Consider the following 23,821-nt stretch of genomic DNA (forward strand, 5'->3'; position numbering starts at 1 on the left):
ACGCCTGTCTCCAGACCGCCTGCGCCCCATGGTGTTCGTTCAAGTGCCTGATTGGATCAGGCCGCCTTCCTCACTTCCGCCACGATCTTCTTGGCCGCGTCGCCCAGGTCGTCAGCAGGGACGATCGCCAAGCCCGATTTTGCCAGAATATCCTTGCCCTGCTGGACGTTCGTACCTTCAAGGCGCACGACCAGCGGAACCGACAAATTCACGTCCTTGGCAGCGGCGACGATGCCGTCGGCGATGATGTCGCACTTCATGATGCCACCGAAGATGTTCACGAGAATGCCCTTCACCGCAGGGTCCTTCAGAATGATCTTGAAGGCCGCGGTCACCTTCTCCTTGGAAGCGCCGCCACCGACGTCCAGGAAGTTGGCGGGGAACTCGCCGTTCAGCTTGATGATGTCCATGGTCGCCATGGCCAGGCCAGCGCCGTTCACCATGCAACCGATGTTGCCGTCCAGCTTGATGTAGGCGAGGTCATACTCCGAAGCCTCGACCTCGGCCGCGTCTTCCTCGGTCAGGTCGCGCAGTTCGGCGATATCCTTGTGGCGGAACAGGGCATTGCTGTCGAAACCAACCTTGGCGTCGAGAACAAGGAGTTTACCTTGTTCGGTGAGAGCCAGTGGATTGATTTCGATCTGCGAAGCGTCCGTGGCCAGGAAAGCTGCGTAGAGCGAGGAAGCAACCTTGGCGGCCTGGCTGGCCTGTTCCCCGGTCAGTCCCAGCGCGGCGCCCACGGCGCGGCCATGGTGCGGCATGAAGCCGGTCGCGGGATCGACTGCGAAAGTGTGGATCTTCTCGGGCGTCGAGTGGGCCACCTCTTCGATGTCCATGCCGCCCTCGGTCGACACGACGAAGGCCACGCGGCCGGTCGCACGATCCACGAGCAGAGCGAGGTAGAATTCCTTCGCGATATCCGCGCCGTCAGTGATGTAGAGGCGGTTGACCTGCTTGCCCGCTTCGCCGGTCTGAATGGTCACCAGCGTGTTGCCGAGCATGTCGGCGGCATGCGCCTTCACTTCGTCAAGGTTGAAGGCAAGGCGGACGCCGCCCTTCGCGTCGGGGCCGAGTTCCTTGAACTTGCCCTTGCCGCGACCGCCAGCATGGATCTGCGACTTCACGACATAAAGCGGCCCGGGGAGCTTCTTGGCGGCTTCCACTGCTTCGTCGACCGAAAAAGCGGCGAAGCCAGCGGCGATCGGCGCGCCATATTTCGCCAGCAGTTCCTTCGCCTGATATTCGTGAATGTTCATGGGCCCGGCCCGTCCTTTCGCTCAAAAAAGCTGTTGGCCGCGCTAAAGCACAGCCGGGACGAGCACGCCAGCCTCGTTTCGCAAAAGAACTTTGCAAAATTGCAAATTCAATTGTCCCAGCGGGACCGGATCGTCGGCGTCAGCTACAACGCGCAGACGATGGCCGCCTTGCTGGTCACCGTCAGGATCTGTGGATCTTCCAGCGCCCGCACCTTGTAGAGGAAGCGATCGATCGTCATGTCTTCCATGCGTGACTTGCGAAGGGATGCGAGCGACTGAAGCCGGCGCAGTTGCACGATGCTCAATCGATCAACCATCCTTTCCGCCATGCACGCCGCCAGTCGGGGCGACAGGCCAGCGTCGACAAGTCCTGCCCGGACTCGCGATTCGGGTGACACTGTGGCGCATGAGCACAGGAATATGGCAAAGGGCAGCGCCAGCAGGCCGCGACGAAGAGTCATGGTGATCATGGCCGTTTCATGGCAACCACAGCCTGAACGGGGGCTAAACGGCGCAGGCGGAGACCAAGGGAATGGACAAGATTTTTGGAACGTTCGCGCATCGCGTGTCCAGCTGGTCGGGGCAGCCGCTCGCCTTCATACTGGCTGTGACCATCATTCTGTGCTGGATCGTCACGGGGCCGGTGTTCCATTACTCGGATACTTGGCAACTCATCATCAACACAGGCACCACCATCGTCACGTTTCTGATGGTGTTCCTGATCCAGAACGCACAGAATCGGGACGGATCAGCTATCCAGGCAAAGCTGGACGAACTGATCCGCGCGGTTAAGGGCGCACGAAATGACTTCATAGGCATCGAACATTTGACCGAGGCGGAACTTGAACACATCAAAGCCGTCCTCGAACGCGAAATCGGCGACGACAGCAGCCACCGCCTATCGATCCAGCGGCTGATCGAGCGCCGATGATCGAGAGCGCGGATTTCAGTGCGCGAGATCGACCATCCGCGCATTTGCGCGGCGATATGCATCGACCTGATCTATATAGCCCCGCGCGAGATCCTCATAAGCGGCCCGGCCCTTCGTTGATCGGCTCATCTGAGCCCGGATCAGTGACATTTGCTGGCGGTGCAGCAGGTAGTTGACATCCATCTCTCCAGTCATTCACGCCCTCCTGCCTGATCGCGTCAAGAAACTGGTGGGGTACCGCGACCCTTGGCGAGTCGTCTTTCCCGCAGTTCGCTATAACATCTGTCCAGGGCCGACGCGATTCCATCCGGCGCGCCTGCGGAGCGACCTGACGGAAACCGCTCAGGCATCATTACTCCCCAAGGCCAGCCTACCGTAACGGAAGGTGTCAGTAAGCGATGCCAAGAGGCATGCTCGACACTGCCCCGGCCGCCTCAGCGCCGCACGGAAACAGTGAGCTGGGCGGCACAAACAACATCGTTCAACCCTGGCGCGTTGCGAATCGTCTGGTTTTTTACGCTTCGCCTGTCATTAAGCGCATGAGTTCTTGGGGGAAACGAGTTAATGGCCGAAACCTTGGTCGCCATCTTGGCGGCTGTTCATCACGAAATTTTGCTGTTCGCCGTTGTCGGTCTTGCTGTCGGCGGTATCGACGATTTTCTGGTGGACATCCTGTTTCTCTGCCGCCGCTGGTGGCGCAGGGTTACGATCTATTCACGCCATCCGCGCATGACGACCGCCACCCTGCCCGCATCGGCGCAGCCCGGCCGGATCGCCGTGTTCGTGCCCGCCTGGGGCGAAGCGGAGGTAATCGCTCCCATGCTCCGTAACGCGCTGAATCGCTGGCGCGATGGGGATTACCGGATCTTCGTGGGCGTTTACCCCAACGATCATGCCACGCTAAAGGCTGTCACCGCCGTCGCCCAGGGCGAAGATCGTCTGATCATCTGCATCAATGAACGGCCCGGACCCACCACCAAGGCCGATTGCCTCAATCTTCTCTGGCGCAGCATGGAGCGCGAGGAAAACCACACCGGAATCGGCTTCAAGGCGATCGTCCTCCACGATGCCGAAGACGTCGTCCATGCAGAGGAAATCCGCCTGTTCGACGTGATGATCGATCGTTTCCAGCTGGTCCAGTTGCCGGTTCTGCCTCTCCCCGGCCATGGCGGCTGGTGGGCCCGCGCCATCGCCAATCATTATTGTGACGAGTTCGCGGAACCGCGTCGGGTGTTAGCGTAATTAGAGTGATCTGCCGCTAACACCCGATTTCCAAGGCATCATCTACTTTGTTTCAACGCCTGCAGTTGATCCTCCAGTTGCCAGATGCGGTCCAAATTCAGACGGGCGTTCAAATCGACTATGCCTTGTGCAATCTCAGCCGCCTCATCGTCGGACAGTTTGGCGCAGGTTGTCGCTACATACCCGGCGATCTCATCCGACTTGTCGGCCGTGAGACGCTCGTTGATGGCGTTGAATTCGGCAGCACGTTCCGAATTGCTTAAACCATGCCCAATCAGGGTGTGCATCGCTTCCCACGCATAGTGAAGGCGCTTCTGAATTGGGGCGGCGCTGGCCGCGAGCGCGGCCACCGCGTTGCCGAGCTTTTCCCGTTCATAATCTTCTGACATCAGGCTCTCCCCTATTAGCTGCAAAGGTCACGCAACGCCGCGAACGATAGTGGCGATGCTTGGCTGGCCTTCACGTAACCGTCGAACTTCGCAAACATTTGCCGATATCGGGGAAGCGACGTCTGCGAGTGGCTGTTGAGGTTCACCCCTTTGCGGCTCGTGCTGAATTCTTCTAGATCCTGGATCATTGTCTGGGCGACGCCATAATGAGGGTCATTGTTAGCGTCGAAGCCAGCAAACGCCGTCCAGTGCCAGGTTTTTGCTTCGTCAGCCTCTGCTCCGCTCAGCTTCTGGATCGAACTTTCGATGATGCCCCACATCCATAGAATATTGGTTGTTTCGGAAACCACCTCATCGGACGGCGCTTGGCTCTCGAAGATACCTGGATATTTGCGCGCAAGGGCCCAGCCATCATTATTGATCACCAGTGACTTTACGAGAGACGGGTCGATCTCTCTGTCAAGCTTCAGCGCTTCCATCACTTCCGCAAGCATCACTAAAATCAGGCGTTCACCGTCAGACATTTTCATTGACCACTCCCTGTTAATCGGAGCGACATGTTGGGAGTGAGCCGTTGTTATTCAAGCGCAATGAACCTAGCAGTGATGTTTGTCAGCACAGCCTACGGCTCGGCCGTCCTCGAAGGCACCAGCCGCTCGATCGGCACCTCGCGGCTGTTCGTGATGATGAGCTCCCGCGCCGCAACCGGCGACCCATTGCCGACCGTATATTGCAGATCGACCGTTGCCATGGCGAACCCGGCGAACGCCTCGCGGATCTCCGGCACATCATTGATGCTCATCAGGAACTGCCCCTCGATCCCGCGCAGCTGCTCGGCCATGACGCCGAACTCCGCTCGATCGAACATGCGCGCGCCATAGTCGCCCTCGCTGCCGTAATAGGGCGGGTCGAGATAAAAGAGCATGTCGGGCCGATCATAGCGGCGCACGAAATCCGACCAGGGAAGCCGCTCGATCGTCACGCCGGCGAGACGCTCGTGCAGCTGCTCCAGCATGGGCTGCAGCTTCGTCACATCGAACCCGCCGGAGTTTCCCGAATCGACGCCGAAGTTGCGGCCAGCCACCTTGCCGCCGAACGCCAGGCGCTGGAGGTAGAGGAACCGCGCCGCCCGCTCCAGATCTGTCTGGGTGGACGGATCGACCCGCATCAGTCGCTCGAAATTGCTCCTGGTCGTCAGTTGATACCGGAGCATGTCCAGGAAAGCGACATAGTGGCGCTGCAGGATGCGGAAGAAGGTCGCCACATCCTCCGACCAGTCATTGATAAACTCGGCACGCGGACGCCGACCGCGGCGCAGGAAGACGCCGCCCATGCCCATGAACACCTCGCCATAGGACTGGTGTGGCACCAGGTCGATCGCGCGCGTCACGCGCTTCCACAGCCTGCGCTTGCCCCCGATATAGGCCGCCACGGGCGACACGGGCGCGACGAAATCATCAAAAAGCGGACTCGACTCCATTATGTTTGTTCCATATCTGTTCACCCCTCCCGAGCGCCGGGAGGCGGGATGAATCCGGCAGGCCAGCCGGTGACATGGCGGGTCGTTTCCGCCGGCTTGAGGCGTTTGCCGCGCCTCAACCCCCGCCGAGGCGGGGAGCTCACTGGCTCACCGGATGGAGAACCAAATGGACGATGAACTGAAAGCCCGCTTCCGGCAGTTTGCCGAGCGTTGGCGGGATGATGAAACGGTGGATGATGGCGGCCTGACTGGCCGCGACCTGAAGGTCATTGCGGCGCGGTTGGAGAGGCTTGTGGCGATTCGCTACGCCAGCCTTGATGAACTGGCCGCCATGACGAAATGACGTGGCGCGGTATCGAGACGGGCTGAAGATCGCGACCTGCCTGTTCGAGGCGGCCGCATGGCACCGGACGGTGAAGGTCATCTGCCAGTGCGGCCACTTCGGACTATTCCACCCCCACGGTCTGTGGTGGCATTTCCACCGACGCGGCCTGGACGACAATTTCGGCCCGGCCCGTCAAAAAATGTGGTGCCGGGAATGCGCCCGCCGCATCGGCAAGCGCATCCGGCCGAAGGCGATCGAACTGGTCGATGCACCTCCTCAAATCACCCTTCCGCTGCCCGACGAGCGGGAATGGAAGCGGGTCGTAAACAGGTTTCGCGGCTGACAGCATCAGCCCGGCCGCTCACATTAGGGAGGTATGATGGCATCGTCGGGCGATCGTTCAGGAGGCGCGCGCCCTTCATTGTGCCGGATGATCTCGGCCCGGCTCTCCACATAGGCGTTGACGACGCCGGCGTGATGCAGGCGGCACTCCTCATAAATGCGGGCGTCGTCCTGGCTGATCCGCACTAGCGTCGCCACCAGTGGATCCCAGATCAAAGACAGCGGCGGGCAAGGCGCACTCAATTCCGCCGTCAGTTCGGCGGGAACAGGCGCTGCCGGTGCGGGCGGCGTTGAGTTCACGGAGCACGCCGTCAGACAGGCGAGCATCACGACGGGCGAGAAACGGATCATGGGCGATCTCCCTTTCGAGTGCAGGCTGGATGATGGTGCGGTGATAGATCCGCACGGCCGCGATCTTGTCGGCCAGGGTTCGGTCGTTCGAGGTGACGACAGCCGCCAGACGACCCTCGCTCCGACGCAGCAGGATATTGAACGTTGCGGCGGCCTCGGCACGGGCGAGGCGCTCATCCGCCTGCGCCCGCTCATAGCCGCGATGGTCGATAGCCCAGACGACGCACGCGATCGCAGCGACGGCGAGCAGATGCGGCCATATCCGCGAGAAGATCGCCCCCATCACTCACTCCCGTAATTCTTGTCGGGAATCAGCGCGGCGAGCGTACCCACGGCCAGGCTGAGCCAACTCCACGGCGGCGGCAGCACCGAAGCCGCGCCGATCGCGGTCCCAATGCCCACCAAGGTCGAACGCTCCTGCAGGCGCGACCGGAGCCAAAGCAGCGCGCTCATGCCTCATTCCTCGACACAGGCGCGCCGGATGCCAGCAGCTTCACGGGCCCGCCGATGACGCCAACGCCCGCAGGCCAGCGCCGCGCGACACAGCGGCTCTTTTCCAGCCGCATGATGCTCACCCGGTCGCCTTGGTTGCCGCCCAGCACATGATAGTGCGTCGAATCCTCGCCCACATAAAAGGCGACGTGCCCGCCGCCGGATCGATCGAAGATAAGGATCGCGCCAGGCGCGAGCCGATCGGCCGCGATCGTCACGCCCCAGGTAGCCCACGCCTTCGCGCGGACACCGACCTTCATGGCCGACAGGTCGACGCCGGCTGCGCGCAGGCAGTGGGCGACGAACAGGCCGCACCAGGGCACGCTGTCCGCATTGTAAAGGATGCCCAGCACCTTGACGCCGAGCAGCTTCGCCCAGCCGAGGATCGAGGCATTGTTCGCAGCGCCAGCCGCTTCGCGCGTGCCGAGCAGTTGCCGCGCGGCCATCAGCCACGCGGGATCGGTCGAGTTCATCTCATTCCCCCATGAAAAAGGGCGCCGAAGCGCCCCGAAGATTGATCCTGTGAAGGGTCGCTAGACCCGCTCGGCCTCCGGCGCGGGCCGGTCGATCATCGCCATCAGCGTCGCCAGATCCTCAGGCAGCGCCGGATCGAGCGGGAAGGCGCGGTCCAGCATCGCCTGCGCCCGCGCCAGATTCGGATTATCCGGCTCGACCCGCCGGAGCGGTTCCGCGACCAGTTCAAAGGCCCGCCGCAGCACGCGGATCTCCACCGCCTGCCGACGCAGCTGGGTTTCGATATGTTGCTGATACTGCCGGTCCCGTTCGTCCTGTTGCTTCTCCCGCGTTTGCAGCTCTTCATGCCAAGCCTGCAGCTTGGCGGCCCGCGTCTTCGCCCGCGCGTCCTTCCAATTGAGCAGCCAGGCCACTCCCTTCCCCAACGCCGCCAATATGGCGATCGCACCAGCAACCATCCCGCCGACCTCACCGGCCGACGCCCCCGCTTCAACTGCCATGTTCGTGAATTACCCCGCCAAAAGTGCGACGATCCCAGTCGCGATAGATCATGCCGCCTCCAACTCCACGAGACGCGCTTCGATACGATCCAGGCGGCGGCGCTGATAGGCCGCCTCCAAAGCAAAGCATTCATCATAGCGCAGGCCCCAGCGGTCGCCCGCCTCCAGCGTGACACGGGTTTCGCCGGTATCCACCAGTTCGGCGCGGGCTGGCTCGATCTCTTTGCCGTCGCCGTCCAGCACGGCGGGAATTTCGACCGTCTCGAAGATCGGGTCGCGCTCTTCTTCCCAGTCATCATAACAGAGCAGGCCAATCGTCTGCGCGTCGAGGTTGCGCGCCGCAAAGGCATCCCGAACCGCCTGCGCGATCAGGCCGATATGCCAGCGGGCATCATCTCCCTTCGCCTGCACCGCGTCGATGAACTTGTATCGCGACCAGTCAACATCGCCCCAGGCGTCCAGCCATTCTTCGGGGACAGCACTGATATTCTGTTTGGCACGCTCGTCTGAGGTGTTGATGGTGCCGGTCGCCGCGTAAACTACAGACCAACGGAAGGAAGCCGTCCCTATGCTGTAACTGTTGTCCTGACCTGGCCGTGTAGCCCCCCCTGTTTCAATTCGCAGCCTCTCAGCCCCGACATCCACGATGAACGCACCGCTTCGCGTCCCCGCGCGGATAGTGCCCACGCTGTCACCCATGAGCAGGCCGCTGGCCGTCGAAGAAGATATAATGGCTTGCAGGTCTGTCGCCGATCCTACCACAGTCAGCTTGCTGACGGGGGACGACGTGCCGATACCGACGTTACCGCTGCCGTCCACGCTGGCCCAACCCAGCGTCGGATCAACCGCCAGCGCGATCCTCCAGCTTGCTATCGTGCCACTGCCCGCTGTTGCCGTGACGTTCACGGTCAGCGCGCCGGTCCCCGAATTATAGGCTGTCACCTGCCCAATCATGTAATTGGACGGGCTTGCCGTGCTCGCAACGATTACCCACTGCCCGACCTGCAGCAGCGATCCGGTGGAAGCGGTGAAGCTCTTCGACCCGGTGCCGATTGCCACGCTGCTGCTCGACGTGCAGTTGTAATTTGTACCCGATGCCGCCGCGAGAACGGCAGCTGCAAAGGCGTTGATCTCATTCCGCAACGTCGGGAACGCCGCCACAAAGGCATCCGCACGCGATGCGAAATTCGTCGGATCATTTCGGCTCGGCGGCGTGGGCAGGGCGGAAATTGTCGGGATCGTCATCAGGTCAGTCCTTCGATTTCGAGGGTGCAGATGCTCATCGTCGGATAGGCAATCTCGACGTTGAAATCCTTGTAGAAGCCATAGAGCGCGGTGAAGGCCATGCCGTCGGCGCCGACCCAGACAACGGGCGTGGCGCGATACTGCGCTGCCAGATTGATCAGGGCGGGCACCCGCTCATTCTCAGTCCAGACCGTGAACCGCCCGCGCTTGGAATAGGCGCGCTCCACAATGGAGTAGCTGCCGAACTCGTCCGCTTCCTTCTTGGAATAGTCGGTGATGCCGATCGACGCGCCATATTGGGTCGCGCCCAGGTCGCGCTGCTGCCCGACTATGACCGTGCCGACCGAAACCTCGGCCCCGCTGCTGGTCAGGATGATATTGATCTGGGGATTGGGGGCAGGCGGAAGATCGAGCAGGATCAGTTCACTGAGATAAGACACATCCTCATAGAAATAGGCATACCAGTCAGTGAGGCCGCCAACATCGATCAGGGAGTAGGTCTGATCGTAGATGGTCGCAAACGTCGCCCCGTCTGTGGAAATCACCCGAGCGGAGACCGCGGACACATTCAGCAACGCGATGCTGTCAACGCGCCCTGCCGACTGAAACCCCGGCACGGGGAAACCTACGCTGGTGAAAGTCACGCTGATCTGGTCGTTGGCAATGGTCTTGGTGCCGTTGACCTGGTCGAACATGGCCCAGCGATTGGCCGGACCGACATCGATCCACCATGCCGGGTCGGTGACGGCATGGTTCAAATTGCTGTTCTGGAGGCTTTCATAGGCGCGGAGAGCAACGCCACCGGGTGTGGTCGGGGCTTCGACTCTCTGGCCGATGGAGTAGGTGGTCGCGTTGTCCCATAGCTTGTAACCATCAGCCACCTTCCTCCACCATGTAGGCGAGGAAGCGGGCGAGTGATTGAGATTGGGAACTTGTAGATTCTGATACCATGTCACGTTCGTGCCGCTGAATACGGCGACCCGGTCAACCAGGGAACCATAGGTCGTTCCGCTGTTCCACGCATTGGACGCTATCGCAGGGGCAGGAACATCACTGTTGACGGTTGCGGTATTGACGACAAAGGGACGGATGATCTTCATGCTGTCTCCACCTGCGTTGCGATGGCATCGCCCCGATCGGCTCGGCGCAGGATGCGGGCGCTTTCCCCGGTGTTGCTCGCGATCGACACCAGCGCCGCCTGCATTTCGCTGCGCAGCGCCGCGATCTGGCTGTTGGTCGCGTCCTGGCTGCTGTTTAGCTTGTCGATGATGCTGGTCATGTCGGTGAGGTTGGCATTGACCTCAGCCAACGCCGGCAGCGCGTTGCTGGCCTGATCCACCTCCAGCTGCAGCCGATCCGCCTCGCCCTGCGCGGCTTTCAGATCGGCAATCGCCTGCGCCACTGATATGACGCTGTCGTCCAGGTCGATCAGCTGCTCGACACTCTTCTTCAGCGCAGCCAGCTGCTGATCCGCGGCGCTGGCGACGCCTTCCGCCCCAGCCTGCGCCAGACCGGCTGCGGCAGCGACACGGGCTACGTCGCGGGCATAGTCCAGCGCGGACCCAGCGCGGTTGCGCGACGCATCGAGGAACGCCTGCGCGTCGCTCGTGAATGCCTGCAGGCTCGCCTCGTTGCCGAACTGGGCCATGCTGGCGGTATTGTCGAACCGGGCGCGAGCCTGATCATAGCTGTTGCCACCCAGACCGCTGGCGAGCAGGCCAGCGCGGAAATCGCCGATGGTTTTGGCGAAATCGCGGAATTGCGCGGCGGTGGACACCAACTGCGCCGATTCCCGGTCATAGGCCGACGAAAGCAGATCCCGTGCGTCACTGACCTTTTGCGCCGCCTTTGCCTGCGCGTCTGCCAGATCCTGCCACGCATAGATCTGAAGCTGCATCGGCCGAAGGCTCTCCTCGATCGCCGACAGCTCCATCTGCCTCCGGAGCGCCAGGGCCGCGCTGCTCTGGCCCATGGCTTCCAGCAGTTCGATCTGCTTGGCCTGGCGCTGGTCGGCGAGATCAGCAGCCGACCGCGCCTGCTCTTGCGCATCAGCCTGCGCGGCAGCCGCATCCTGCCAGGCATAGATCTGCTCCTGAAGTGGCCGAAGGCTCGCGTCCATCGCGTCAAGCTCCGCTTGCCGCCGCAGCGCCAGCGCCTCGCTCGATTTCCCCTGGGCTTCCAGCAGCGTGATCTCCATCGACCGCCGTTGGCTGGAGATCGCGGCAGCATCCTCAACAGCGAGCACCTGCGCCATCAATGACTTGAGCTCATCCTTGGTCTGGCTGAGTTCGATTTCACGCTGGAGCGCCAGCGCCTCTGAGGCCTTGCCCTGGGCGGTCAGCAGACGGACCTCCAACTCCCGGCGTTCATTCAGCTTTTCGAGCGCATCCTTCGCCGCCTCATCGAGAATATCCTGCCGCTGCATCGTCAGCAGCTGTTCCAGCTGTCCATATTCCTCCGTAGTGGCGCCCGCCTCATCGAAGGTCTTGCGCAGGCCGTCAAAACGCTTGCTCAACTGCTCCAGCGCCGCGCCGGCGGGATCGAGCCGCGCTTTCAGGTCCGTGAACACGCCCTCGAACGACATCGCCTTGGCAATCTGCCCCTCGATATCGTCGCTTCCCTGCAAGAGGCGTTGAGTGGATGCGCGTAGGCCGAGCAGCGCCCCATCCTTGACCGCGTCGGCGATCGCGAACTTGATCGCGTCCTCGGCCCCTTCCTTGCCAAAGTCATTGAGGCCCTTCCCCGTCGCGCCCGTATTGCCCTTGAAGTTGAGTTTCCCGTCATATCCGGTCGTGGAGACGCGCCATTTGCCCTTATACTGGCCGATAGAGACATTGTAGCCGCCGATACCGGCCCCGAACTGGTCGGCGATCGACTGCAGCCCGCTCTGGATCGAGGTGGCGGCGAGATTGGCGTTGGATCGGTAGGCCGCCTTGTTACCGGAAACCGTCACGTCGTCCGCACCCTGGCCGGTGACGACCGCCGTGCCCCACTTCGCCTTTTTGAACAGCCCGCCGAGCGCGCCGCCCAGCAGGCCACCAACGATGGAACCGATCGGCCCGGCGAAGTCGCCCAGCCCCTTGGCGATAGTTTCGAAGCCCTTCGACAGGAACTTCTCGCCCAGCTTGCCGCCGATCGCGCCGCCGATCGACGCGCCAAGCTTGCTGCCATCTTTGCCGAGCAGCATCGATGACGCAAGCGAACCCATGCCGGCATCCTGCATCACGCCCGTCATGGTCTTGGCGAACTGCCCCTCGCCGCCAAAGATGCTGTCCAGCTTCTTCGTGACTTGCTCCCAGCCATCCTTGCCGACGACCGCGCTCGTCAGATTGAGCAGCGACCCGAGTTTGCCGCCCACGCCCGCGAAATTGCCGCCATCAAGGATGCCGGCGACGATGCCGGCGACACCACCCAGCGCACCGCCCATCTGCTGTAGCAGGTCCAACTGGCGCAGATACACGTCCAGGATCTGTCGAGCGCCTTCGGCGCGCGCCTGCTCCAGATCCTCCAGATCCTTCGCCTGCTGGATCATGGTTTCGCCGACGGTGACCTGGTCCTTGCCCCAATCCTGCTGGCGCTTCACCATCTCATCGAACAGCTTGTTCACATTGCCCTGCGCTTCGGCGCGCGCAACCATCATCTGCTTGTAGATTTTTTCGGCCGCGTCGGACTCGGCCTTTGCGGCCTTTTCCGCCTTATCCTTGCGATCCTTGATGATCTCGTCGGCCTGCGCCTTCAGCCGGGCATTACGTCGAGCAATGGTAGCGTCCTCGAACCTGCCGAACGACGCGAGAGCCGTTTTGCGGGCCTCATCGTAGGAGTTGCTCCAAGCGTCGCCAAACGCCTTGCCGGCAGCACTATATTGCATTTTCCAGCCCGACAGGTCGATCGGAGCGATTTTGGTGAAGCTGGTACCGAAGATCGCGTTCGATTTCTCCGCCAGCCAATTGAGCCCTGCGACCGCTGCGTTGATCTGATTCTGAACGGCGGTGATCACGAGGTTTACGGCGAGCTTCACGCCCTCACCCACCAGCGAGGGCAGGTTCTTCCAGAGCGAGCCGATATTGTCGTAGGTCGCCTTGAACGCGCCATAGACGGACGCCACCGATTCCTTGAACTGGTCGTAGAGCCATTGCGCTCCGTCGCTCACCCACCCCTTCAGCGTCTTGAAGACGTCGTCCAGGTTGAGCGCTTCGCGGATCATGTCCCAGGCCGCGCCGGCGGCGTCGCCGAGCGTGACATGCGCATCTTTCAGCTTCTTCGCTTCTTCGGCAGTCAGGCCGAGCGATTTGATATAGTCATCGACAGGCGCTTTGTTCTCGAGCGTATCGGCGAAACCCTTGAACGCCACCGCACCCACAGCGACCGCCGCGCCTGCCGCAAGGATCAAGGGATTCGCCGCGAGGAGGCCGGCTGCCATGCCCGCCAGCTGCTTGACCATTCCACCAACGCCGACACCGGCCTGCATCAGGACGCCACTGATCTGGCTACCCTGCTGAAGAAACGCAGTGAGCGGATTGGAACCGGAAGCGATCTGCACCCCGAGATCCTGAAACTGAAAAGCGAGATTCTGGATGTGGTGGCCGGCGAGCTTCCCGCCTTTGCCAATGCTCGCAAGATTATCATTCGCCGCGCGCATGCTACGGCCGACATCATTCGACATGTCACCGACCGACTTTTGCACCTTGCGCATGTCTTCCTGCAGACGCGCGATCTCGGCGACGATCTCGATCTCTAGCCTACCCGCCTGCATGAAAACTCCACGAAAAAAGGGCCGCCGGGCGAACCCGACAGCCTGACACCCACCGCCATTGCAGTTAATTCGCTCTGCCCGCCTCAAACCGCAGCGTCGGCACACGAAAAAGGGCCGTCGGTTTTACCCGACGACCCATATTATTCCACCAATCGGATCCGATCAGTAAGTGATCGGCTCCGCCGTGAAGGCGTTGACGAACTGGCCCGGGATCATCACGGCGGAACGGCCACTGACCAACCAGGTCGCGAATACGGCGGCAACCGTATTGCCCTTGCCTTCCTGCCGATGCGTGCCGCGCATCGCATAGCTGCGCCCACCCACGGTGACACTGTCGAAGTTCACTTCAAACTTGCCCGACTTGCCGCCAACGGCCTTGCCGGTCTTCCAGGTGATGGTTCCGTTGACCTTCGAGCCGCGCGGAATGGCGACCGCGCCGCCATCAAGCACATCGTTGACAACCGAGAAGGATACCTTCTCGCCAACCTCGACCTTCTTCGACGAAATCTCGGCATCCGGCGTGATGGAAACCAAAGTGCTGGCAGGCAGCGTGCGAACCACTGGCGGCGGAGAGACAGCTACACCTGCATCTTGAGCCGATGCCGCGAAGGGAACAGCCAAGGCGAACAACATCGGAACAACAAACTTCTTCATGATTACCCCCTGCTTGAAAAGCGAGGCAGTAGATGCCGCGCTCCCAGCCCCTTGTCTAGCGGCCTTTCATTACCAATGCCTTGAAAGCATTGCCGACCTTGCGCGACACCGCCTCGCGATTGAGAGCCGGAGCACCCGTCCAGGGCGGAGGACAGTCAGGCTTGCGCGCGTCATCGCCCATGGCGATGAAATCCTGCGACAACCGCCGCAGTATCCTGCCCTCTATCGGCAGCAACTCCACGCCGGCGATCCCCTGCCATGCCTGCATGTCATGCCATCCGATCGGCGCGAGCCCCATGCCCGTGGGCACCGTGGGGCCGATCTCGAACAGCCAGTCTGTCAGATAAGATGCAGGGTTGGGCGGCAGTTCCGGTTCAATCCCCGCCGCCCGCATTCCGTTGATGCGGCTGTCCGGTTCAGCCGCAAGCTTGCTCTTCGGCTTGGCGATCAGCCAGGCCACCTGCCGGATGTAGAGGCTCAGCTGCTCGCCGAGCCTTTTGTAAAAGCCGACCAGTCGTTCGCCTCACCATAGACATGGTCGCGGATGAAGCCGATCGCATCATCGGCATAGGCGGCACGGAACATGTCCTGCGCCGTCGCGCCCTTCTCAACCGGATATTCCCAGCCATTGAAGCTGATCGTCACGCGGCAGAGGAAATCGATCCGGTCGTCGCGAGCGTGATCAACCGCGGCTTCCAGTCGGCCGCCGCTCTTGCGCACCCGCTCCGCCTTTCGCCGGTTCGCTTCGGCGGTTGCCTGCTGCCAGACCTTGGAGGCCGGGCCATGCACGGTGACGCTCAGCTGGTTGCCGTCGTCATCGAGCAGGGGCGAGTTGTCGCCATTGATGAGGTCGATCGTCGCGGTTTCGAGCGCGCGCTTCTTGGTGATGTCGAATGCCATGGAAACTACCTTTCACGGAAGGTGCCCCGGCCCGCCTCCGTGACGGCAGGCCGGGACATGAAAAACCCCGCCGAATCGGGGGTCAGGTTAAGCTCACGGGCCGATCAGCCTCAGGCGACGCCGATGATGACGATCTTGTAGGTGACGCTGGAGCCGCCGGCGCTGTTGGCGATCTTCAGCAGATCGGCCGTGCTGGCCGTCACCGCCAAGCCGTTCGCGTCGGGCGCGACAATCAGGAACATGCCGCCGGGCTTCACCTTGATCGTGTCGTCCGTCGCGCCCACGAAGCTGATGAAGCCGTTGGAGGCCGCGCCACCGACCAGTACGTCATTGCTGTTGGTGGCGGCGGCCTGGATGGCGATCGCCTTGATCTTGGTGAAGGTGATGAGATTGCCGAACACGTCCGACAGGCCGCCAGCCAGATCGAGGCTTTCGTTTGCCGACGCCGCGAGCGTGCGCTCGTCCGCGAACACGGCCTTGGCCTGGTTCGCGCCGAGCCCGTCGCTGAACACATAGGAGGGCGACCAGCTGGCCTCGTGCGAGGCTTCGCCGATATCGACCAGCGTGGAGAGGTCGAAGGCCAGCGTCGCGCCGACCTTAGCCGAATTGAGGGTGGGCATGGATCAGCCTCCTTATGCGAGCTTCTCGACAACGCCGACGCCGGCGGCGGAGGTCGTCAGTTCGAGCGTGATGGAGGCCGTCGTGATCTGGTCAACGCCGCCGACGCCCACCTTGAAGTTCATCACCTGGGCCTGGAAATAGTAGATGTCGCCATTCTGGGTGGTGACTCGGAAGCTGTAGTCATTGTCGGACAGCGACGCCGACTTGGCGAGGATCTGGCCGGCATCGTCGGTGTCGAGGCCGAGCGCCAGCGTCATCGAACCTTCGTTGAACGAGCCCTTCTTCTTGACGGTGCCGCGCGAACCGACCGGATTGTGCGTCACCAGCGCATATTCGCGGCCGAACTCGCCCAGGTCGGTGACTTCGCCGATGGCGGTGAACGACAGGGCGTCATAGCCTGCGGTGTTGAAGGTGGCGGGATTGGCGGCCGAGATGGCGATCGTCGTCCCCGCCGAAGTGCGAACAGTCATTTCGTTGCTCCATGCAGAAAAGGCCCGCGCGCGGCGGGCGGGTCATTGCCGCGATGGCAATAGGTGGATCAGGTCGCTTCGCTGTAGCGGACCAGGAAATCTTGAGTGCGCGCGCGCACCATGGTCGTCGGGCTGGTGCCCTGCGGCCCGGCACCGTCGGTATGGACCGTTACATGGGCAAGCCCATCGACCGCCGGCATCGTGTCGGCGCAGGCCGCCTTGATTGCCTTCATCAGGACAGCCAAATCCGGCACCGTGGCGGCATGCCCGCGAACCGTGACCCGGTCCTGGACATGCCGCGCGCCCCCCCGCGAAAGGATATTCCGATCGACGCTGCTCACCAGCTCGACTTCGATCGCCGGCAGCACCACGCCCTGGCCGAGCTCGTCACCCGAGATCCGCGACGGTACGGCTGTGGGATCGACCAGCGCCGCGACGCCGGCATCCGCGCAGAGCAGCTGGAGGATGACTGCCACGCCGTTCATTCTTCCACCTCGTCGAGTTGCGCCGGCGCGGAAAAGCCGGTCTTGTCTTTCAAATAGGTCCGCAGACGATCGCCGAAAGCCTTGACCGCCTCATCCGCCTTCACATCAAGCGCAGGCCGCAGGAAGGGCTGGGCAGGGATACCCGGATGCAGCACCGCGCCGGTCACGAAATCAGCGCCAATCTTCAGCGCGCCATCCACTTCTTCGCTGCCTTCGCGCCCCACCTTCTGGGTCAGCTTGCGCGCCGACAGATTGCTGTCGCCGGCAGTGATGAAGTGCGGCGCGACGCCATATTCAAAGAAGATGCCGAGGAAGCTGTGCCGCCCCTTCAGCCGGACGCTGATCGAGATCGTGCCATCCTGATTGACCTTCGGGCTGCCGGATTTGATCGACTTCGCCAGCTTGCCGGTTTTGCGCGGCGCGTTGGTACGGGCCTGATCGCGCACCGGCCTGGCCGCCGCCGTCAACGCCGACCGCACCGCCCCCTTCTGCAGGCGGGCAGGAAAGGCCGCGAGAAACGCATCCAGATCCTTGCCGCCCTTCAGGGGAATGGTCACGGCTCTTGCCCTTCGGTGCTGAGCTCTTCGGCCACCAGTTCCAACCCTTGGCGACGCCCCATCTCCGCCGGCCCGCCGACGATGCTGTAGATTCGCCCATTGATCGACAGGCGCATGCCGGAGTCGATGTCGGCGCGATACCGCATCCGGACGCGGCAGGGCCGGTTCGTGATGCTGATCCCATCGGCGATCTTGTCAGAGCGCGACGGCAATATGTCCGTCACCTGGGCCCAGACGGTCGCCAACGGCACCCACGCGACAACCGCCGACCGGAAAACCGGGTCGATCTGATCGGCGCGGCTGAGGATCGTGACCCTTTTATCCAGGCGACCCGCGCGCAGCAGATTGGCGGCCATTAGACCGTCGGCATCCGATAGGCGTTGCACAGCAGGCCGAACGCCGCCGGCATGCCGCCGCTCGCCTCACCCTCCATCGCGACATCGCGCATGGCATAGAGATAGCCCAGCGCCAGCTTCGCGGCCGCGATCAGCGGTGCAGGGCAGGCATCCGCCGCATAGCCAGCAGTGAATGTCACAGTGACCGGCCCGCCCTCCGGCCAAATGGTACCCGGCGCTGCCACCAGCGCGCCATCGACCGCCACCCGCCAGCCACCATCCGGCAGATCGACGGTTTCGCCATCGACCGCCGAATAACTGACGGCGGTCACTTCGACCGTCGGAACAGGCCCGACGCCCAATTGCATCCCCCGACCAAAGCCGGGGAACGTCGCCACGATGCCCTCCACCACGCCGAGGCGAATGCCGCAAACCTTCTCGACCAGCTGCAGCGCCGCATCGCGCAGCACCTCGATCAGATCATCCTCCGCATCATCGTCGACGCGCAGGTGCAGCTTCGCCGCATCCAGGCTCAGCAGGGCTTCCCCATAGCCTTCGGGCATGGCCATGGGGGTCAGGGTGAACAGCATCGCGGCGCGCGCCCCTTATGCCTTGGACTTAACTTCGGCCTTGGCGAAGGCGACCGCCCTCTTATCCGCGTCGGCCCAACCGTCGCGCTCGGCGATCTCAACCTCTTCGGGCAGCAGCTTCGCCACCGTGTCGGCCTTATAGGGGCCATGGTCGACCAACACGCGCACCTCGATCCTGGTGGCCTGCTGAGCAGCGGCAAGCGCCTGCTCCGCCTTCGCCAGTTCGGCCTTCAGCGTTTCGTTTTCCGGATCGCCGACCAATGCCTCGCGCGCGGCGGCAACCGCCGCCTTCAGTTCGTCTAGAGAAAGTTTTGCCACGGAATGTCTCCCGATGGAGGAAGGGAAAGCGGGTCCGGCGATCGCGCGCCGGACCCCGCATCATCAGGACGCGCTGTTGCGGTACCGCTTCACCGCGCCGCCCACGTCCATCAGGTTGCCACCCGACCGCAGGAAGGCCAGGAAACCGACCTGCCCCTTCTTCGCATAGGCGCTGTCCGTGAAGCGGAACATCTCGATGCCCATCGCGTCGCGGATCAGGTAGTTCTTGAAGTCGCCGAAGGCGATCGAATAGGCGTTGGCCGCCATCGTCGCGACATGCTGGTTGACCTTGATCGGGTAGCCCAACAGCGTGTCCAGCTTGCCATTATTGGCGGCATCGTAGCCGGGCAGGAAGATCGGCCGACCCGCCGTATCCTTCAGCTTCTTGACGATCTTCACCGAATCGTCGTGCATCATGAAACGGCAATTGCCGATCTCACGATAGGCCGGATCGACGCTGTGCTCCAGGTCGACCAGGTCATCATAGATGACGGTGGCGGTCTGGCCGGTGGTCCCCGTCTTGCCGGTGCCGGCGGCGACCATGACGCCGTTCGGCTGCCCCGACCCGGTGCCGATGGTGAAGTGCTTGTTGGTAATGCGGCCCAGGCGGGTGACAAGGCGGGCGCGAACGAACGCCTCAATGTCGACGCTGCTATCCTGCAGCAACTCGATCGGCACCGCGACCGTCTTCGAGCTATATTTATAGACGGGCAGATCCTTCGTGCCGAAGCTGACATCAGCGTCCGCAGCGGTGGCATTCTGATCGAGGATTTCGCCTTCCTCCGAAGTGCCGTCGCTGGTCGGCCAGTTCATCGCATTGCCGCTGCCGGACTGGAAGACATCGCCGATGTCACGCATGCCGCCATAGGCTTTGAGGGCGTCCAGCACGGTTTTGGCGACATCGGTCTGGACGGTATAGCCACCCTCGCTGCCGGTCGTCGTCGACATGGTGTTCTGCACTGCGGCAAGGTGCGCCTGCCATTCCTCGGTCGTCAGGGCATTGTCGCCGCCGCGCAGCCACTTGGCGAAAATGCGGCTCGCCTCGCTGTTCTGGTCGCGGCCGATGCGATCGGCGGTATCGATCACGGTGCTGGTCAGCGCCGTTTCGGCGGCCAGCTGGTTCATGCGCTGGTGGCGTTCGATCTTGGCGTCGATGTCCTCGATTTCGGCGATGCCGGCATCATAGGCGGCCTGGTTGTCGGCGGTCCACGGACCTTCCTTCTTTACCAGATCCTGCAGCGACTTCGCCTTTGCCGCGCGCTGCTCGCGGAGAGCCTGAATGCTCATTTACGCTTCTCCATAAAAAAGGGCCGCGAAAGCGGCCCGGTGGTCTCCCTCGCGCGGCGCGCTCAGGCAGCTTGGGTCAGCAGGTCCACGGCAAGGCGCCGCTCGCGTGCTGCAATCTCATCGGATTCGCTGGGCTCCGGCGCGGGCTGGGGCTCCGATGCCGGTGCGGGGGTCGGGATCTTGTTCACCGGCGGATGATCGAAGGCCGACAGATTCCAGCCCCGCTTGCCGGAGTTGGCCGCCTTCCCGCCCTGTTCGGACAGCACTTCGTCGATCAGGCCGAGCGCGAGCGCCTCATCGCCGGTAAACCAGCTTTCCTTGTCCATCAGGGCAATCCAGTCGGTTTCGCCACCAGCTTTCGCGGCGTAACTGGCCGCGATGCTGGCATCGATCTTGTCGAGCAGATCGGCCTCGGCGCGGAAATCGGCGCTGTTGCCGATCATCAAGGTCCAGGCCCGATGGATCATCACGAACGCGCCGGGGGCCGCGACGACATGGTCGCCGCTGATCGCGATGTAGCTGGCCGCGCTCGCGGCCAGGCCGTCGATATGGCATGTCACCTTGCCATCATATTCCCGAATGGCCTGGGCGATCGCGCGGCCGCCGAACACATCGCCGCCAGGGCTGTCGATCCGCACCGACACATCGCCCTCCATCGCCATCAACTGGCGGGTGAAGCCTTCGGCGCTCACCCCACCCCACCACTGCGCATCGGCTTCCGACCCGGCGATATAGTCGTAGAGATAGATGGTGTTGCCTTCGGCCTTAATGCCCGCGCCGACCTTGGCGTTGCGGGAATAGAGGTTAAGCAGGCGGTTGCGCATTGGCGTTGTCCTCGAAGCTGTCGCCGCCGGGAGTGCGGCCATAGTTGATCAAACGCCGGACTTCGTCCCGCGTCAGGATCGGCTTTTCGCCCGCGCGGCCGAGCGCCGAGCGGAAGGTCTCGAACAGGGTTTTCAGGTCGGCGCGCTCCAGCTCGAACGTGTCGAACTCCGCGAGCCGCGCCGAGGTGCGGAAAAACTTGCGGTTGATCTCATTCTGGAAGGCGTTTAGGTGACGGCGCAGCACATAGCGCACGAACGCCGTGCCCATCTCCGCCACGCCCGAGCCCCAGCTGGTCGTCTTCTCATTGTGACCGATCATGAACGGCGGCACATTGTAGATGCGGGCGATTTCCTCGATCTGCAGCTGCCGGGTGACGGCCAGTTCCGCATCCTTGTTCGGCAGCGTGATCGTCTTGATGTCGAGGCCGCCGGTGAGCAGCATCGGCTTCGACCCTTGGCCATTGCGCAGGGCGTGACGCTCTTCGACCTGGTTGCGGAGATTTTCGATCTTCTCCGTATCGAACTTGGCTTCAACCGGCGCGATCAGCGCATAATCGGGACGGGCCTGATTGGCGAAAAACTGCCCGGCATAATTCTGCGCCGCCAGTGCCACGCCCCCAACATTCTGCAGGGCATGACGCAGTGGCGAGAAAGAGCGCGTGCCGTTGAAGCCCAGGCCGGGCACATGCAGCATGTCGTCCTGGTCGAGCACCCGCACCGACTGGTCGGCCAGATCCGGCTCGGGATAGACGATATAGGCGAGCCGTGACCCGTCTTTCCACGGCACCGGCTCGACACGGCGGGGATGCAGCGGCACCAAACCGGACTCGCCCGGACCCTTGCGCAGGATCTCGGCATAGGCATCGCCCTCGAACAGGCGGGACAAAACCAGCCATTCCCACCCGGCGGACGCGACCCAGCGCGGGCAAAACTCTTCGTTCAGCACCCACCACAGGTCGTCGCTCTCGCGGATGGTCCGCTCGCCATCCTTCGTCCGATTGTAAAGGTTCATGGGCAGCGTGGAGATGGCGCCGGCGATCAGCGACACGCACGACCAGATCGCGCTGATCGTCAGCGCGCTCCGATCCGTCACAACAGGCAGGCCAGCAATGGCCGGAACGCCGGTGAACCATTCAAAGGCTTCCGTGCCACGGCGGATCGTCGGCAGGGACACTTCGCCCGAATTGCTGATGGGCTCGCCGGAGCCCGCCCGCTCAGCGTCGGTGCCGATCAGCCAGCGGCCGACCTTTTCGCGCAGATTCATAGGTTGTGGATCTCCGGTTCCGGTGCGTCGTCTTCGGGGGCCATGCCCACCGCCTTCGCCATCACCGCCGCGACGATGCCGTCGATCTTGTCCTTCGACCGCTTCTTCGCAGGCATGTAGTTTAGATTCTCATCGAACCGGACCATGGTGTTGCGCGCCATGTAGCGCAGCAGGGGATGCCCCCCATGGTCCAGCGTGCCGGCATAGACATGCCGCTCGAACTCCTTGGTCGGTTCGCCGAGCGAATGGATGCCCTGGCGGACCTGCAGCAGCAGATCGGTGTCGATCCCTTCCTTCTGCATGTCCGTCACCAGCTTGACGCCGCCCCACGGGTCGTAGCCGATGCGCTCGACATCGAAGGCGCCGATTCCGGCCTCCACCGCGCGCAGGACATAGTCCTGGTCGACAATATCCCCCGGCGTCACCTCCAGCGCGCCCATGTCGCGCCAGCGGTCGAAGGGAACCTTCGTTTCCTTCACCCGCTGCGCCAGCGAAGCCTCCGGAACCCAGAAGCGGCACAGCAGATGCCAGAGCGGGTCGCCCGCGATCGGCGGGAACAACCACACCAGCGCCGTGATGTCGCGCACCGACGACAAGTCCCATGCGCCGAAACAACGGCGGCCCGCCATGCGCTCCGCCATCGTCAACCAGCCATTCTGGCCGACCTGGCACTTGTCCCACTTCGCCATGTTGAGCCAGAGAGCCTGATCGTCGACCCACTGGTTCAAATGGTAGCAGCGAAAATGCGCTTCCTTGACCGGGTTTCCCTTCGCAAGGCGCGCTTCACCGCGCAAAAACTGCAACGTCGGCGACAGGCCGAGCGACGGGTTCGCCGATCGCCAGACCGCCTCGTCTTCCCAGTCCGCGTCATCCGGCGCGGCGAAGATGACGACCAGCGTCGCCGGGTCGTCGATCGTCCCGTCGAGGATCTGTTCGCTCTCTTCCCAGATTTCGACGCCGGTCTGGTTCGTTTTCAGGCCAGCGGTCGACGCAAACAGCGCGATCGGCTGCAGGCGGGCACCTTGGCCTTGCCGCAGGTCGTTCTCGATCTTGCGGCTCTTCCACTCGTGCATCTCATCGCCGAGCGTGACGCTGGGCGACTTGCCGTGCTTCCCCTGGTCGCTTCCCGTCAACACCACGAACGACGACGACAGCGGCTTCAGCCACATATGGCTGCTCTGCACCTGAATGTCCCGCGCCAGCACTTCGCTGTGCGACACCATGGCCTTCATCTTGGCGAACGGGATTTCCGCCTGATCCTCATCGCGGGCGAAGGCATAGCCTTGACCGCCCTGGAGCCCTTCGACCGCCCAAAACATCAAGGCGAGTGCGGCCAGGAACTCAGACTTCCCGTTCTTGCGCGGAATCCAGAGGCGCAGGATCTGGAAGATCCGCACATGCTCTTCCACGTCCGCGCCCGTCATCGGATCGATGATCTGGATCGGATGCTTCCACCCGAACAGCAGGCGGACAATGATCTCCTGCCAGAGGTTGAGGCGGAACGGCACGCCCGCAAAGCGGTCGTCCGTCAGCCGGAAAATTTGCGGCCATAGCGTGACGACGTGATCAGCCTTGGCATGGTCGAACCATGCACCGGGCTGCGCCGCCGCCTTCTTCCATGCACCGATCGCCCAGCCATAGGCCGGGTCGCTCTCGACCTGCGCCAACCAGGGCGGCAGCGGGTCTCCTTCCCGCCACCAGGGCGACAGCGTGGCCGCTGCCGTCTGGTCGGCCAT

General features: G+C 62.8%; 31 protein-coding genes and 2 pseudogenes. 4 read left to right on the plus strand and 29 right to left on the minus strand.

Annotated features, from left to right (window positions below):
- Nucleotides 1-56: 56 nt before the first annotated feature.
- Nucleotides 57-1,256: an ADP-forming succinate--CoA ligase subunit beta gene (sucC, locus tag AAC640_RS06950; protein WP_340265390.1), complete on the minus strand. Its 1,200-nt coding sequence runs from the start codon at nt 1,254-1,256 to the stop codon at nt 57-59.
- A 143-nt stretch (nt 1,257-1,399) separates the two neighbouring features.
- Nucleotides 1,400-1,726 carry a hypothetical protein gene (locus AAC640_RS06955; protein ID WP_422794962.1) on the minus strand — a complete coding sequence of 109 codons (327 nt, stop codon included), beginning with the start codon at nt 1,724-1,726 and terminating at the stop codon, nt 1,400-1,402.
- 62 nt (nt 1,727-1,788) lie between these two features.
- On the opposite strand from AAC640_RS06955, the gene AAC640_RS06960 reads away from it, so the two are divergent.
- Complete coding sequence (locus tag AAC640_RS06960) at nt 1,789-2,187, plus strand: low affinity iron permease family protein (RefSeq protein ID WP_340265391.1); 399 nt, start codon at nt 1,789-1,791, stop codon at nt 2,185-2,187.
- A 15-nt stretch (nt 2,188-2,202) separates the two neighbouring features.
- On the opposite strand, the gene AAC640_RS06965 is transcribed toward AAC640_RS06960, so the two are convergent.
- Nucleotides 2,203-2,382: a hypothetical protein gene (locus AAC640_RS06965; RefSeq protein ID WP_340265392.1), complete on the minus strand. Its 180-nt coding sequence runs from the start codon at nt 2,380-2,382 to the stop codon at nt 2,203-2,205.
- Between the two features lie 369 nt (nt 2,383-2,751).
- Between AAC640_RS06965 and AAC640_RS06970 the strand changes: the two are divergent.
- Nucleotides 2,752-3,408, plus strand: a pseudogene (locus AAC640_RS06970) (glycosyltransferase); the annotation flags it as partial.
- A gap of 59 nt (nt 3,409-3,467) precedes the next feature.
- On the opposite strand, the gene AAC640_RS06975 reads toward AAC640_RS06970, so the two are convergent.
- From AAC640_RS06975 to AAC640_RS06985, 3 genes are all read right to left on the minus strand, one after another.
- The gene (locus AAC640_RS06975; protein ID WP_340265393.1) at nt 3,468-3,818 is read right to left on the minus strand and encodes a hypothetical protein; all 351 of its coding nucleotides are present in this window, start codon (nt 3,816-3,818) and stop codon (nt 3,468-3,470) included.
- Nucleotides 3,819-3,832: 14 nt separating this feature from the next.
- On the minus strand, nt 3,833-4,348 hold the full coding sequence (locus AAC640_RS06980) for a YfbU family protein (RefSeq protein WP_340265394.1): 516 nt from the start codon (nt 4,346-4,348) through the stop codon (nt 3,833-3,835).
- A gap of 92 nt (nt 4,349-4,440) precedes the next feature.
- Complete coding sequence (locus AAC640_RS06985) at nt 4,441-5,298, minus strand: DNA adenine methylase (RefSeq protein WP_340265395.1); 858 nt, start codon at nt 5,296-5,298, stop codon at nt 4,441-4,443.
- A 166-nt stretch (nt 5,299-5,464) separates the two neighbouring features.
- Between AAC640_RS06985 and AAC640_RS06990 the strand changes: the two genes are divergently transcribed.
- Together AAC640_RS06990 and AAC640_RS06995 are read left to right on the plus strand one after the other, a co-directional pair.
- The gene (locus AAC640_RS06990) at nt 5,465-5,641 is read left to right on the plus strand and encodes a hypothetical protein (protein ID WP_022681140.1); all 177 of its coding nucleotides are present in this window, start codon (nt 5,465-5,467) and stop codon (nt 5,639-5,641) included.
- 1 nt (nt 5,642) lies between these two features.
- Complete coding sequence (locus AAC640_RS06995; RefSeq protein WP_340265396.1) at nt 5,643-5,966, plus strand: hypothetical protein; 324 nt, start codon at nt 5,643-5,645, stop codon at nt 5,964-5,966.
- Nucleotides 5,967-5,989: 23 nt separating this feature from the next.
- Here AAC640_RS06995 and AAC640_RS07000 read toward each other — a convergent pair whose 3' ends face one another.
- The 23 genes and pseudogenes from AAC640_RS07000 to AAC640_RS07110 all read right to left on the minus strand — a co-directional run bounded on the left by AAC640_RS07000 (nt 5,990) and on the right by AAC640_RS07110 (nt 23,821).
- On the minus strand, nt 5,990-6,163 hold the full coding sequence (locus AAC640_RS07000) for a hypothetical protein (RefSeq protein ID WP_340265397.1): 174 nt from the start codon (nt 6,161-6,163) through the stop codon (nt 5,990-5,992).
- A complete protein-coding gene (locus tag AAC640_RS07005; RefSeq protein WP_340265398.1) occupies nt 6,117-6,599 on the minus strand; it encodes a hypothetical protein in 483 nt (160 codons plus the stop codon). Before AAC640_RS07005 ends, AAC640_RS07000 begins: the two co-directional genes overlap by 47 nt.
- Nucleotides 6,599-6,769 (minus strand): hypothetical protein, encoded by a 171-nt coding sequence (locus tag AAC640_RS07010; RefSeq protein ID WP_340265399.1) that lies wholly within the window; start codon nt 6,767-6,769, stop codon nt 6,599-6,601. Before AAC640_RS07010 ends, AAC640_RS07005 begins: the two co-directional genes overlap by 1 nt.
- Complete coding sequence (locus AAC640_RS07015; protein WP_340265400.1) at nt 6,766-7,281, minus strand: TIGR02594 family protein; 516 nt, start codon at nt 7,279-7,281, stop codon at nt 6,766-6,768. The genes AAC640_RS07010 and AAC640_RS07015 overlap by 4 nt, the downstream gene beginning before the upstream one ends.
- A gap of 60 nt (nt 7,282-7,341) precedes the next feature.
- Nucleotides 7,342-7,782 carry a hypothetical protein gene (locus AAC640_RS07020; protein ID WP_340265401.1) on the minus strand — a complete coding sequence of 147 codons (441 nt, stop codon included), beginning with the start codon at nt 7,780-7,782 and terminating at the stop codon, nt 7,342-7,344.
- 48 nt (nt 7,783-7,830) lie between these two features.
- Nucleotides 7,831-9,027, minus strand: coding sequence for a tail fiber domain-containing protein (locus AAC640_RS07025; protein ID WP_340265402.1), 1,197 nt, complete (start codon nt 9,025-9,027; stop codon nt 7,831-7,833).
- Nucleotides 9,027-10,127, minus strand: coding sequence for a hypothetical protein (locus AAC640_RS07030; RefSeq protein WP_340265403.1), 1,101 nt, complete (start codon nt 10,125-10,127; stop codon nt 9,027-9,029). The genes AAC640_RS07025 and AAC640_RS07030 overlap by 1 nt, the downstream gene beginning before the upstream one ends.
- Nucleotides 10,124-13,231, minus strand: a complete 3,108-nt coding sequence (locus AAC640_RS07035; protein ID WP_340265404.1) for a coiled-coil domain-containing protein — start codon at nt 13,229-13,231, stop codon at nt 10,124-10,126. Before AAC640_RS07035 ends, AAC640_RS07030 begins: the two co-directional genes overlap by 4 nt.
- A gap of 99 nt (nt 13,232-13,330) precedes the next feature.
- A pseudogene (locus tag AAC640_RS18375) lies at nt 13,331-13,780 on the minus strand (phage tail length tape measure family protein); the annotation flags it as partial.
- A gap of 162 nt (nt 13,781-13,942) precedes the next feature.
- Nucleotides 13,943-14,434: a hypothetical protein gene (locus AAC640_RS07045; protein WP_340265406.1), complete on the minus strand. Its 492-nt coding sequence runs from the start codon at nt 14,432-14,434 to the stop codon at nt 13,943-13,945.
- Between the two features lie 55 nt (nt 14,435-14,489).
- The gene (locus AAC640_RS07050; RefSeq protein WP_340265407.1) at nt 14,490-14,894 is read right to left on the minus strand and encodes a hypothetical protein; all 405 of its coding nucleotides are present in this window, start codon (nt 14,892-14,894) and stop codon (nt 14,490-14,492) included.
- Nucleotides 14,895-14,911: 17 nt separating this feature from the next.
- Nucleotides 14,912-15,334, minus strand: coding sequence for a hypothetical protein (locus AAC640_RS07055; protein ID WP_340265408.1), 423 nt, complete (start codon nt 15,332-15,334; stop codon nt 14,912-14,914).
- 110 nt (nt 15,335-15,444) lie between these two features.
- The gene (locus AAC640_RS07060; RefSeq protein ID WP_340265409.1) at nt 15,445-15,954 is read right to left on the minus strand and encodes a hypothetical protein; all 510 of its coding nucleotides are present in this window, start codon (nt 15,952-15,954) and stop codon (nt 15,445-15,447) included.
- A gap of 12 nt (nt 15,955-15,966) precedes the next feature.
- Nucleotides 15,967-16,425: a hypothetical protein gene (locus tag AAC640_RS07065; RefSeq protein ID WP_340265410.1), complete on the minus strand. Its 459-nt coding sequence runs from the start codon at nt 16,423-16,425 to the stop codon at nt 15,967-15,969.
- 68 nt (nt 16,426-16,493) lie between these two features.
- On the minus strand, nt 16,494-16,910 hold the full coding sequence (gp17, locus tag AAC640_RS07070) for a tail completion protein gp17 (protein ID WP_340265411.1): 417 nt from the start codon (nt 16,908-16,910) through the stop codon (nt 16,494-16,496).
- On the minus strand, nt 16,907-17,467 hold the full coding sequence (locus AAC640_RS07075; protein WP_340265412.1) for an HK97-gp10 family putative phage morphogenesis protein: 561 nt from the start codon (nt 17,465-17,467) through the stop codon (nt 16,907-16,909). The genes gp17 and AAC640_RS07075 overlap by 4 nt, the downstream gene beginning before the upstream one ends.
- The gene (locus AAC640_RS07080) at nt 17,464-17,823 is read right to left on the minus strand and encodes a phage head closure protein (RefSeq protein WP_340265413.1); all 360 of its coding nucleotides are present in this window, start codon (nt 17,821-17,823) and stop codon (nt 17,464-17,466) included. The genes AAC640_RS07075 and AAC640_RS07080 overlap by 4 nt, the downstream gene beginning before the upstream one ends.
- On the minus strand, nt 17,823-18,392 hold the full coding sequence (locus AAC640_RS07085) for a head-tail connector protein (protein ID WP_340265414.1): 570 nt from the start codon (nt 18,390-18,392) through the stop codon (nt 17,823-17,825). The genes AAC640_RS07080 and AAC640_RS07085 overlap by 1 nt, the downstream gene beginning before the upstream one ends.
- A 15-nt stretch (nt 18,393-18,407) precedes the next feature.
- The gene (locus tag AAC640_RS07090; RefSeq protein WP_340265415.1) at nt 18,408-18,710 is read right to left on the minus strand and encodes a hypothetical protein; all 303 of its coding nucleotides are present in this window, start codon (nt 18,708-18,710) and stop codon (nt 18,408-18,410) included.
- 63 nt (nt 18,711-18,773) lie between these two features.
- Nucleotides 18,774-19,997, minus strand: a complete 1,224-nt coding sequence (locus tag AAC640_RS07095) for a phage major capsid protein (RefSeq protein WP_340265416.1) — start codon at nt 19,995-19,997, stop codon at nt 18,774-18,776.
- Nucleotides 19,998-20,059: 62 nt separating this feature from the next.
- On the minus strand, nt 20,060-20,821 hold the full coding sequence (locus AAC640_RS07100) for a head maturation protease, ClpP-related (RefSeq protein WP_340265417.1): 762 nt from the start codon (nt 20,819-20,821) through the stop codon (nt 20,060-20,062).
- Nucleotides 20,802-22,085 (minus strand): phage portal protein, encoded by a 1,284-nt coding sequence (locus tag AAC640_RS07105; protein ID WP_340265418.1) that lies wholly within the window; start codon nt 22,083-22,085, stop codon nt 20,802-20,804. The genes AAC640_RS07100 and AAC640_RS07105 overlap by 20 nt, the downstream gene beginning before the upstream one ends.
- Entirely contained in the window at nt 22,082-23,821 is a 1,740-nt protein-coding gene (locus tag AAC640_RS07110; RefSeq protein ID WP_340265419.1) for a terminase large subunit, read from the minus strand. The genes AAC640_RS07105 and AAC640_RS07110 overlap by 4 nt, the downstream gene beginning before the upstream one ends.

The sequence above is a fragment of the Sphingobium mellinum genome, from assembly GCF_037860795.1.
Classification (GTDB): domain Bacteria; phylum Pseudomonadota; class Alphaproteobacteria; order Sphingomonadales; family Sphingomonadaceae; genus Sphingobium; species Sphingobium mellinum.

Bases quoted from the DNA above. Each gene is read 5' to 3' on its own strand.
- AAC640_RS06955 (WP_422794962.1), bottom strand. From the start codon at position 1,726: ATGATCACCATGACTCTTCGTCGCGGCCTGCTGGCGCTGCCCTTTGCC.
- AAC640_RS06960 (WP_340265391.1), top strand. From the start codon at position 1,789: ATGGACAAGATTTTTGGAACGTTCGCGCATCGCGTGTCCAGCTGGTCG.
- AAC640_RS07025 (WP_340265402.1), bottom strand. From the start codon at position 9,027: ATGACGATCCCGACAATTTCCGCCCTGCCCACGCCGCCGAGCCGAAAT.
- AAC640_RS07020 (WP_340265401.1), bottom strand. From the start codon at position 7,782: ATGGCAGTTGAAGCGGGGGCGTCGGCCGGTGAGGTCGGCGGGATGGTT.
- AAC640_RS06990 (WP_022681140.1), top strand. From the start codon at position 5,465: ATGGACGATGAACTGAAAGCCCGCTTCCGGCAGTTTGCCGAGCGTTGG.
- gp17 (WP_340265411.1), bottom strand. From the start codon at position 16,910: ATGAACGGCGTGGCAGTCATCCTCCAGCTGCTCTGCGCGGATGCCGGC.
- AAC640_RS07030 (WP_340265403.1), bottom strand. From the start codon at position 10,127: ATGAAGATCATCCGTCCCTTTGTCGTCAATACCGCAACCGTCAACAGT.
- AAC640_RS07010 (WP_340265399.1), bottom strand. From the start codon at position 6,769: ATGAGCGCGCTGCTTTGGCTCCGGTCGCGCCTGCAGGAGCGTTCGACC.
- AAC640_RS07080 (WP_340265413.1), bottom strand. From the start codon at position 17,823: ATGGCCGCCAATCTGCTGCGCGCGGGTCGCCTGGATAAAAGGGTCACG.
- AAC640_RS07060 (WP_340265409.1), bottom strand. From the start codon at position 15,954: ATGCCCACCCTCAATTCGGCTAAGGTCGGCGCGACGCTGGCCTTCGAC.
- AAC640_RS07095 (WP_340265416.1), bottom strand. From the start codon at position 19,997: ATGAGCATTCAGGCTCTCCGCGAGCAGCGCGCGGCAAAGGCGAAGTCG.
- AAC640_RS07015 (WP_340265400.1), bottom strand. From the start codon at position 7,281: ATGAACTCGACCGATCCCGCGTGGCTGATGGCCGCGCGGCAACTGCTC.
- AAC640_RS07085 (WP_340265414.1), bottom strand. From the start codon at position 18,392: ATGCTGTTCACCCTGACCCCCATGGCCATGCCCGAAGGCTATGGGGAA.
- AAC640_RS07065 (WP_340265410.1), bottom strand. From the start codon at position 16,425: ATGACTGTTCGCACTTCGGCGGGGACGACGATCGCCATCTCGGCCGCC.
- AAC640_RS07110 (WP_340265419.1), bottom strand. From the start codon at position 23,821: ATGGCCGACCAGACGGCAGCGGCCACGCTGTCGCCCTGGTGGCGGGAA.
- AAC640_RS07105 (WP_340265418.1), bottom strand. From the start codon at position 22,085: ATGAATCTGCGCGAAAAGGTCGGCCGCTGGCTGATCGGCACCGACGCT.
- sucC (WP_340265390.1), bottom strand. From the start codon at position 1,256: ATGAACATTCACGAATATCAGGCGAAGGAACTGCTGGCGAAATATGGC.
- AAC640_RS07055 (WP_340265408.1), bottom strand. From the start codon at position 15,334: ATGGCATTCGACATCACCAAGAAGCGCGCGCTCGAAACCGCGACGATC.
- AAC640_RS07035 (WP_340265404.1), bottom strand. From the start codon at position 13,231: ATGATCCGCGAAGCGCTCAACCTGGACGACGTCTTCAAGACGCTGAAG.
- AAC640_RS06975 (WP_340265393.1), bottom strand. From the start codon at position 3,818: ATGTCAGAAGATTATGAACGGGAAAAGCTCGGCAACGCGGTGGCCGCG.
- AAC640_RS06980 (WP_340265394.1), bottom strand. From the start codon at position 4,348: ATGAAAATGTCTGACGGTGAACGCCTGATTTTAGTGATGCTTGCGGAA.
- AAC640_RS06965 (WP_340265392.1), bottom strand. From the start codon at position 2,382: ATGACTGGAGAGATGGATGTCAACTACCTGCTGCACCGCCAGCAAATG.
- AAC640_RS06985 (WP_340265395.1), bottom strand. From the start codon at position 5,298: ATGGAGTCGAGTCCGCTTTTTGATGATTTCGTCGCGCCCGTGTCGCCC.
- AAC640_RS07045 (WP_340265406.1), bottom strand. From the start codon at position 14,434: ATGAAGAAGTTTGTTGTTCCGATGTTGTTCGCCTTGGCTGTTCCCTTC.
- AAC640_RS07100 (WP_340265417.1), bottom strand. From the start codon at position 20,821: ATGCGCAACCGCCTGCTTAACCTCTATTCCCGCAACGCCAAGGTCGGC.
- AAC640_RS07005 (WP_340265398.1), bottom strand. From the start codon at position 6,599: ATGGGGGCGATCTTCTCGCGGATATGGCCGCATCTGCTCGCCGTCGCT.